This is a genomic window from Anaerophaga thermohalophila str. Valhall (genome assembly GCF_000250735.1).
In the GTDB taxonomy this organism is placed as follows: Bacteria; Bacteroidota; Bacteroidia; order Bacteroidales; family Marinilabiliaceae; genus Anaerophaga; species Anaerophaga thermohalophila_A.
The window spans coordinates 1-2,330 of the sequence record NZ_AHZV01000191.1 but is presented as its reverse complement, the minus strand read 5'-3'; the positions used below and the strand labels follow the sequence as shown (position 1 = coordinate 2,330).

Here is a 2,330-nt window from a genome sequence, read left to right as displayed (position 1 = left end):
AGAGTTAAGCTAAATTACGTTTTTTTTGGCTCTTTGTTTTGAAATGATTGATTTTTTTTAAACTTTTGATGAGCAATTGTCATGATTCCGGTTGTTGGAATCTCAGACTGCTTTGATAATTTGTGTCTGTCCATAAAGTACCATTTGCTGTGTTACGCTCGCCGCCAAAATCCTCATTTACGACAAGTAAACTCCGGTTTTGGCGGCTTCGCAAGCCTTGCAACCGGTACTTTCTGAACAGACACACATATTGGGAAAATATTTTTGTGAGTTTATAGACACGAACTAATTAAATATCCGGACATACTATGAATTGGAAAGATCTACGAATCAGTACAAAAATTCGAGGAAGTCTTGCAGGTGTATTATTACTTACCTTGTTAATGGGCGGTTTTACACTTTACAGCTTGTTTGATATCGGAAAAGGGGTAAAAGACCTTTCCGAAAAGTACATTCCTACAGTTAACGAGGCCAGTCTTGTCGATCAAAACTGGAGGCGGCTGACCGAAATAACCCGCTCGTATGATTTTACATCAATCCCGTATTTTCATGTGGTTTTTGACCGCTATTTCGACCAAATGGCTGTAGCGCTTGAGAACCTGATAGAGATAGAGGGGGAAGGTGCCAGGGCTGAGACATTTGGTTCTCTGAAGGCAGAAATGGAACAATACGCATCCAAATATGATGATTACCAATCTTTGCAATCCTCTGCGTCCAATTTCCGTGAGGAGATGCGTAATTCAGGAGAAGCTCTTGCAGATGCGGCAGATGATTACAGGGGGAATGTTACTTTTCAAAGGATTATCAATGAAGCCCTTGGTATCTGGGGAAAAATTCAGGCCAAAGACTACTCACGCGAAGCTGTTGCTCTGGATGAAGAATTGGAAGCTTTGGATGTTCTTAGCAGACGAGTTTCTTCTGTTTATCTTCCCGGGGATTTAAACCAGACGATGCAGGCATTTATTGCTTCTGCGAATTCTTTTATCGAAAACTATCAGAAGGCCCGCATAGCTGAAGTTCAGCGTTTTGAGATGGCCAAAAGCATCATGTGGGATGTCCGGTCAATAGCAGACATGGGACAGGGCGACATTAAGGCCATGGGCAATCAGAGTGCACGCATTGTGGACAACGTTCAGCAACTTGTCATCTTTGCACTTATCCTCTTATTGCTTATGGGGATCGGGCTTGCATTGTATCTGCCGGGTTCTATTGCCAATCCTATCCTGGAAGGTATCGGACTGGCTGAGAAGGTTTCTGCCGGCAACCTGTCAGTTCGTTTTGACACAGACCGGAAAGATGAAGTAGGTCGTTTAAGCATTGCCTTGGACAATATGGTCAAAAATCTGCGGACCATTATTTCCGATATCAGGAACGGTGCGAAGGAGATGGTTGAGGCCAGCTCGAGTTTGATGCGCGAATCTACCGAACTGGCAGAAGGTGCCAATGAGCAGGCTTCGGCAGCCGAGGAAGTATCTTCATCAATGGAAGAGATGTATGCCAATATCCAGCAAAATACCGACAATGCCAAAGAAACAGAAGGAATTGCTCAGAAAGCCGCAAACGATATGAATGAAAGCAATCAGATATCGGAAAAAGCGGCTGAATATCTTGAAGAAATTACCTCCAAGATATCCGTTATTGGTGATATTGCTTTCCAAACCAATATTCTGGCATTGAATGCTGCTGTAGAGGCTGCCAGAGCGGGTGTAGAAGGACGCGGTTTTGCTGTGGTTGCTGCTGAAGTACGAAAGCTGGCAGAGCGAAGTCAACAGGCTGCCAATGATATTAATAAAGTATCCGGACAAACCATTAATTCATCACGGAGTGCCCGTGAGATGTTGTTGGCGCTGGCTCCTGAAATTGAAAAAACCGCTGGTCTGATACAGGAGATTTCTGTGGCATCACTTGAGCAGTTGTCGGGTGTTGAACAAATCAATAATGCATTACAGCAACTGAATCAGGTGACACAACGAAATGCCGCCAATTCTGAAGAAATTAATTCGGCGGCCCAAAGAATTGATAAATTGTCTGATCGTCTCGAAAGAGCTATTTCTGTTTTCAGGCTTGAGGAGGGCGACGAAACAAACGGCGGAAGTGCCAGGGAAGAGATTGATTCTTCCACAACAACTGCTAAAGCAACCGGGAATAAAGAATCCGGGCCCCAGTCTGCCGGCGACGGCTCGATTACCGAAAACAAGCCCTCAAAAGGAATCAATAAGGAGTTTGGTAAAAATGATTTTGGGGATGATGACGATTATGAACGGTATTGATTTTGTTGAGATGCACGACCGTGCATCTCAACATTAAATTAAATAGTGTCTGTCAATAAA

At 43.8% G+C, this 2,330-nt stretch carries 1 protein-coding gene; it reads left to right on the top strand.

What is annotated here, in order from left to right; genetic code table 11:
• Positions 1 to 308 precede the first annotated feature (308 nt).
• Positions 309 to 2,270 carry a methyl-accepting chemotaxis protein gene (locus OQ5_RS0110425; RefSeq protein WP_016777444.1) on the top strand — a complete coding sequence of 654 codons (1,962 nt, stop codon included), beginning with the start codon at positions 309 to 311 and terminating at the stop codon, positions 2,268 to 2,270.
• Positions 2,271 to 2,330 lie beyond the last annotated feature (60 nt).

Excerpts from the sequence above, each read along its gene's own strand:
- OQ5_RS0110425 (WP_016777444.1), top strand. The coding sequence starts at position 309 with ATGAATTGGAAAGATCTACGAATCAGTACAAAAATTCGAGGAAGTCTT.